8 protein-coding genes are annotated in these 6,168 nt (G+C 41.7%); 6 read left to right on the plus strand and 2 right to left on the minus strand.

Translation table 11 applies throughout. The features are described 5' to 3' along the window. Nucleotides 1–39: 39 nt before the first annotated feature. The 6 genes from mltB to lipA all read left to right on the plus strand — a co-directional run bounded on the left by mltB (nt 40) and on the right by lipA (nt 5,302). Nucleotides 40–1,002, plus strand: coding sequence for a lytic murein transglycosylase B (gene mltB, locus AAEY93_RS10835; protein ID WP_351076830.1), 963 nt, complete (start codon nt 40–42; stop codon nt 1,000–1,002). Further along, entirely contained in the window at nt 992–1,804 is an 813-nt protein-coding gene (locus tag AAEY93_RS10840) for a septal ring lytic transglycosylase RlpA family protein (protein WP_124012372.1), read from the plus strand. The genes mltB and AAEY93_RS10840 overlap by 11 nt, the downstream gene beginning before the upstream one ends. A gap of 153 nt (nt 1,805–1,957) precedes the next feature. After that, a complete protein-coding gene (locus AAEY93_RS10845) occupies nt 1,958–3,169 on the plus strand; it encodes a serine hydrolase (protein WP_101034340.1) in 1,212 nt (403 codons plus the stop codon). Between the two features lie 154 nt (nt 3,170–3,323). Then, the gene (gene ybeD, locus AAEY93_RS10850; RefSeq protein ID WP_101034339.1) at nt 3,324–3,590 is read left to right on the plus strand and encodes a DUF493 family protein YbeD; all 267 of its coding nucleotides are present in this window, start codon (nt 3,324–3,326) and stop codon (nt 3,588–3,590) included. A gap of 93 nt (nt 3,591–3,683) precedes the next feature. Continuing rightward, nucleotides 3,684–4,337 carry a lipoyl(octanoyl) transferase LipB gene (gene lipB / locus AAEY93_RS10855; RefSeq protein WP_124012373.1) on the plus strand — a complete coding sequence of 218 codons (654 nt, stop codon included), beginning with the start codon at nt 3,684–3,686 and terminating at the stop codon, nt 4,335–4,337. After that, nucleotides 4,337–5,302, plus strand: coding sequence for a lipoyl synthase (gene lipA / locus AAEY93_RS10860; protein ID WP_124012374.1), 966 nt, complete (start codon nt 4,337–4,339; stop codon nt 5,300–5,302). The genes lipB and lipA overlap by 1 nt, the downstream gene beginning before the upstream one ends. An 86-nt stretch (nt 5,303–5,388) precedes the next feature. On the opposite strand, the gene rimI is transcribed toward lipA, so the two are convergent. Together rimI and AAEY93_RS10870 are read right to left on the minus strand one after the other, a co-directional pair. Next, nucleotides 5,389–5,847, minus strand: coding sequence for a ribosomal protein S18-alanine N-acetyltransferase (gene rimI / locus AAEY93_RS10865; protein WP_124012375.1), 459 nt, complete (start codon nt 5,845–5,847; stop codon nt 5,389–5,391). After that, the gene (locus tag AAEY93_RS10870) at nt 5,834–6,094 is read right to left on the minus strand and encodes a DNA polymerase III subunit psi (protein WP_351076820.1); all 261 of its coding nucleotides are present in this window, start codon (nt 6,092–6,094) and stop codon (nt 5,834–5,836) included. Before AAEY93_RS10870 ends, rimI begins: the two co-directional genes overlap by 14 nt. Nucleotides 6,095–6,168: the final 74 nt, after the last annotated feature.

Raw genomic sequence — 6,168 nt, forward strand, 5'->3', positions numbered from 1 at the left:
ACCGTTCAAATCGCCAGCCTAGCATTACTTAGCAGCGTCATGTTCAATCTCAATGCTGCAACTGAAAATGATCCCCAAGCATTACAAAATGCATTTGTAAAAGAGCAGGTAAAAAAAGGCGCTAGCAAGGCTGAGGTGGAACAATTTTTATCCACTTCCACCTTCGACCAGAACATCATTGATGCCATGACTAAACCATGGGAAGCCAAGCCTTGGCACCAGTATTATCCTATTTTCTTGACCGACAAACGCCTAGAAAAAGGCTTAGCTTTTTGGCAAGAAAACCATGCTGTGATTAGCCAAGCTGCTGAAAAATTTAACGTCGACCCCCAAATTGTTGTCGCCATAATTGGTATTGAAACCTTTTATGGTGGCTACATGGGTAATTATCGTGTGCAAGACGCGTTGTACACCTTGGGCTTTTATTACCCACCACGCGCCACGTTCTTTCGCAGTGAATATGCCAATTTAATGTCGTTGATTAAAGAAGAAAAACTCGATAATGACACCTTAAAAGGTTCATATGCTGGCGCGATGGGCTATGGACAATTCATTCCTTCAAGCTACCGTCATTACGCGGTCGACTTTGATGGCGACGGTCGACGTGATTTGTTAACCAGTAAAGCCGATGCTATTGGCAGTGTCGCAAATTATTTTCATCAACATGGATGGCAACAAGGCCAACCCGTGGCATTATTGTTAAACCACACATCTAGCACAGCCCCTAAAGCAAAAGTATGGACCAAAGAAAAACTGCATTACAAGGTATCAGATATTCTTAGCCCAACACTGAGCTTAGCCAATAACCAAGATTTGGATGCTTCTCAAAAAGCCTTATTAGTCAAATTAGACCAAGCAGAGAATGTAGAGTATTGGTTAGGACTGAAAAACTTTTATGTCATCACTCGATATAACAGAAGCCCATTATATGCAATGGCGGTATATCAATTTAGCCAACAACTTAACGCTCATTATTTATCGGTAAATCAAAATGGCCATTAATTACCGTTTCATTCTATTGATCATTTTAAGCAGTTTATTACTCATAAGTTGTTCGTCAAATGAGGGTAAAAAATCCTCTCCACAACAAAAAAGCCGCTATCAAATGGCTAATGACCGTTATCCAGATGACGCACCAGACGTAAGCTTGGTTAAAAATGCCCAGCCTAAATACGAACCTTATAGCAGGCAAGGCAATCGTGATTACACGGTTTTAGGCAAAAGTTACCAAGTACTCGACAGTGGAAAGGGATTCAAAGAACAAGGTCATGCCTCATGGTACGGCTCAAAGTTTCATGGTCATTTAACCTCAAATGGTGAAACTTATGATATGTATACTATGTCAGCAGCACATAAAAACTTGCCTTTACCCAGTTATGTCAAAGTGACCAATTTAGAAAACAATAAGCAAATCATCGTCCGTGTAAATGACCGTGGACCGTTTCATCATGGTCGAGTCATTGATCTTTCTTATGCGGCGGCTTATCACTTAGGTATGCTGGCAAGAGGCACGACAAAAGTAGCACTGGAAACCGTTTACATTCCCTCACCAGAAGAGCGAGCCATTAGCGATTTAAACGATGCCGACAATCACTTTATTCAAGTTGTGGCCTCCCAAGATAAATTACGCATCAATATGTTGGCAAAGCAATTAGAAACCAAATACGCGGTTACCTCACGCGTATCCTCCACAAAGGGTATTCACAGATTACAATTGGGTCCGATCCGACAAATTCACCTCACCAATAAGTTGCTCGATCGTTTGCAAGCTGATGGCTATCCGCAAAGCTTTATCGTACCGTAAGCCATAATACTGGCGATAAGAGTCTCATTAAGGTTCATTTATATCGGATGAATGAACCTTAATGCGAAATGATGGCCTACTAATGTATAATCAATAAAATTATACCAATTGATTTTTGTCTTTTCTTCGACTAACTAGAGACGTGCTAACTTCATGATAACTTCCAAAACTGCTCAATTAACAACTATGCTCTTTGCATCAGTTGTGTGTTTTTCTTCACTCGCAGCAACGCCACAACCAGATGCACGTCCAACGCCTAATCGCGTACCTATGGTGACACCTGATGCACCCAGTGTTGCAGCCAAAGCTTATGTGCTAATGGATTATAATTCTGGCAGAGTCATTGCAGAAGAAAATGCCTACGAAAGTTTAAATCCAGCAAGCCTTACCAAGATGATGACCAGTTATGTGATTGGTCATGAAATCCGTGTCGGTAATATTTCATTAGATGATGATGTCACCATTAGCAAAAATGCTTGGGCAAAGAATTTCCCTGATTCATCAAAAATGTTCATTGAAGTGGGTAAAACCGTCAAAGTACACGACTTGAATCGCGGTATTATCATTCAATCGGGGAATGATGCCTGTGTTGCGATGGCAGAGCATATTGCCGGAACAGAAGGTGCATTCGTTGATCTAATGAATTCATGGTCCAAGCAATTGGGCATGAAAGACAGTTACTTTGAAAACTCTCATGGCTTAGATTCTGAAAATCACAAAACAACAGCTTATGATATGGCTATTTTAGGCGCTGCGCTGATCCGTGATGTGCCTGATGAATATCGTGTTTATGCCGAAAAATCATTTACCTATAACGGAATTAAGCAATATAACCGTAATGGCTTATTATGGGATAAAAGCTTAAACGTAGATGGTATTAAGACGGGCCATACATCAGGTGCTGGCTACAACTTAGTATCATCAGGCACCAGCGAAGGCATGCGTCTTATCACAGTCGTGATGGGTACCGCGAGTGAGTCTGCACGTAAGGCTGAGAGTAAAAAACTACTCAACTATGGTTTCCGTTTCTTTGAAACCATCACACCTTACAAAGCTGGCGATACCTTTGTGACTCAAAAGATTTGGTATGGCGATAGAGAAACGGTTGATCTTGGTGTCATGACCAATACTCCGATTACCATTAGCCGTGGTCAGGCAAAAGATCTACAAGCTAACTTTGAATTAACCAAACCATTAACGGCCCCGCTGGCAAAAGGCGAAACCGTAGGGCGTGTGTTTTTCCAGCTTGATGGAAAAGACATTGCTCAGTTTCCGCTAGTGACATTGAATGAAGTCCAAGAAGGCGGCTGGTTTAGCAAATTAATGGATTACTTTAAGCAAATGTTCGCCAGTCTGTTTGAGTAATTAAATTGATGTAGATTATTTATTAATGAATCTATTAGTGAATCAACTAATTAAAGCCGCCTGATCAGCGGCTTTAATATTTCAGATCTATCAGGCTTGAATCGGGTATAATTATCACCATATAAGTAATACCAAAACAGAATCGAGTAAGCTAATGTTAAATACAACGTTTGACCAAGTAATGGAATTTCCTAATTCGTGCCCTTTCAAAGTGATTGGTGAAGCAGATGATACCTTAGCCGATCGTGTTGTTGCCGTGGCGCAACAACTTGCGCCAGATGATTATGTTCCAAGCGTTAAAGCATCGAGCAAAGGCAGTTACTATTCAGTGACCATTCGGATTACGGTAACCAGCAAAGCGCATATTGAAAAAGCGTATATGGATCTTGCCGCAATTGAAGGCGTAAAAAGAGTATTGTAAACGCCAAAAAGTCATCATTACCTATATACTTGAGTATAATACTCAACAATTAATCCATTCATTCGATGGATACACCCAATTTATCTGGGGGAGATGTTACCCTTGCAAACACTGCACATTCGCCACCTTGGCATGCAAGACTATGAATCAACATGGCATGCCATGCAGGACTATACTGACACTCGTGATAGCGACAGCCAAGATGAACTTTGGATTGTTGAGCACCAGCCAGTATTTACCCAGGGTCAAGCAGGTAAAAGCGAGCATATACTCAACCCTGGTAACATTCCGGTTATTCAAGTAGACCGAGGTGGTCAAGTCACTTATCACGGACCTGGACAACTAGTGGTTTATCCACTTATCGATATCAAACGTTATAAAATAGGCGTTCGTCAGTTAGTGAACAATATAGAGCAAAGTATTGTGGATATGCTGACTTATTACGATATCAATGCGTACGCAAAAGCAGACGCACCGGGTGTTTATGTAGCAGAACGAAAAGTGGCCTCTTTAGGATTACGCATTCGTAAAGGTTGCTCTTTTCATGGCTTAGCATTAAATGTCGACATGGATTTAGCCCCGTTCCAGCGCATCAACCCTTGCGGATATGCCGGTTTAGAAATGGTGCAATGTAAAGCATTGGGGGGTCCACAGACCGTGCTTGAAGCTGGCGATAAATTAATCCAAACCTTTAGCCAAATTATGGGCTATCAACAACTTTTACATCATCAAGGATTAGCAGAATAATGAATAGGCCTGAAAGATTACAGCCAGGTGTCAAATTACGTGATGCCGAAAAAGTCGCTCGAATTCCTGTAAAAGTAGTGCCATCAGAGCGCGAAACTATGCTGCGTAAGCCAGATTGGTTGAGAGTCAAATTACCCGTATCAAATCAACGCATTCTCGACATAAAAGCGGCATTACGTAAAAATGGATTACACTCAGTGTGTGAAGAAGCCTCTTGCCCTAACTTAGCAGAATGCTTTAACCACGGTACGGCAACCTTTATGATTTTAGGGGCGATTTGTACCCGTCGTTGCCCATTTTGTGATGTAGCCCATGGTCGCCCGCTCAAAGCCGATGCTAACGAGCCTAAAAAGCTAGCGCAAACCATTCAAGACATGAAGCTGAAATATGTGGTGATTACCTCTGTAGATCGTGATGATTTACGTGATGGTGGCGCGCAACATTTCGCTGATTGTATTCGCGAAATTCGTTTGTTAAACCCTGAAATCAAGATTGAAACTCTGGTTCCTGATTTCCGAGGCCGTATTGATGCTGCTTTAGATATTTTAGCGACAGAGCCACCTGATGTCTTTAATCACAATTTAGAAACGGCTCCAGCGCATTATCGTAAAGCGCGTCCAGGCGCTAACTATCAGTGGTCATTAGATCTGCTTAAGCGCTTTAAAGAACGTCATCCAACTATTCCGACAAAGTCTGGTTTAATGATGGGTCTAGGCGAAACAAACGAAGAGATTGCCCAAGTATTACGTGATTTACGTGCCCATAACGTTGAAATGTTGACCCTTGGTCAATATTTACAACCGTCTAAATTCCACCTGCCCGTTGAACGTTATGTTCCACCAGCGGAATTTGATCAATTGAAAATACTAGCCGATGAGCTTGGTTTTACCCATGCAGCCTGCGGCCCATTGGTTCGTTCAAGCTACCATGCTGATTTACAAGCACAGGGTAAAGAAGTGAAGTAACCTTTTCCTTGAATAAAAAAACAGCGCTAAATTAGCGCTGTTTTTTTTCAATGAGTTCGAAACAAGCCTGATGCTTTACTCAAAAATCAATCCAATGATAAATCCATTAAAATTGCGTCTTCATAGCCATCATGGGTAGGGTAATAATTTTTACGCCGTCCAGCCTCAATAAAACCAACTTTATCATATAAGTATTTTGCTGCCTTATTTGACTGGCGTACTTCCAACATCAACACCACGGCGCCGGCATTTTTTGCATCATCAATGAGCTGCTGCATTAATGCCGCCCCCAAACCTGAACCTTGTTTTTCAGGTGCCACACAAATATCAAGTAAGGTCGCCTCATCAATAATCTGCTGTACTATCGCAAAACCACACAAATCATCTTGGCGCTTAATGCCCACTACTCGATATAAAGGCCCAAAACACTCTTTTAAGCTCATTTCAGACCAAGGATGTGTATGCGCTAGCTTTTCAATCTTCGCCATTACAACAGCATGCTCAACCCTAAGAGGCACAATTACCTCAGCATCAATGTTGTTCATTGGGCTCGCCTTTGCTCAATGGTTGAGTTTTATCTAAATACTGGGATATTTGCTGCCACAGTTGACGTTTTTCGTCTGCCTGAGCATGGAGTTCTGTTAATGGGGCGCTTACAATCCAAGCGACACGGGGACGGGTTTTTATCTTACGCATATCCCATATCACCTGTGGCCCTTTGACCATTTCACAATCAAATTCACACTGATCAATTTCAACGTCCAATAAACCGAGTACATCATTAATGAACATGCCTATGCATCTGAGTCAGTTTTGGCCTATTCTTATAGTATAAATCAAGACTAGAAGTGAGATTTGCTATGAAA

Source organism: Shewanella sp. CAL98-MNA-CIBAN-0140 (assembly GCF_040309905.1).
Classification (GTDB): domain Bacteria; phylum Pseudomonadota; class Gammaproteobacteria; order Enterobacterales; family Shewanellaceae; genus Shewanella; species Shewanella psychromarinicola.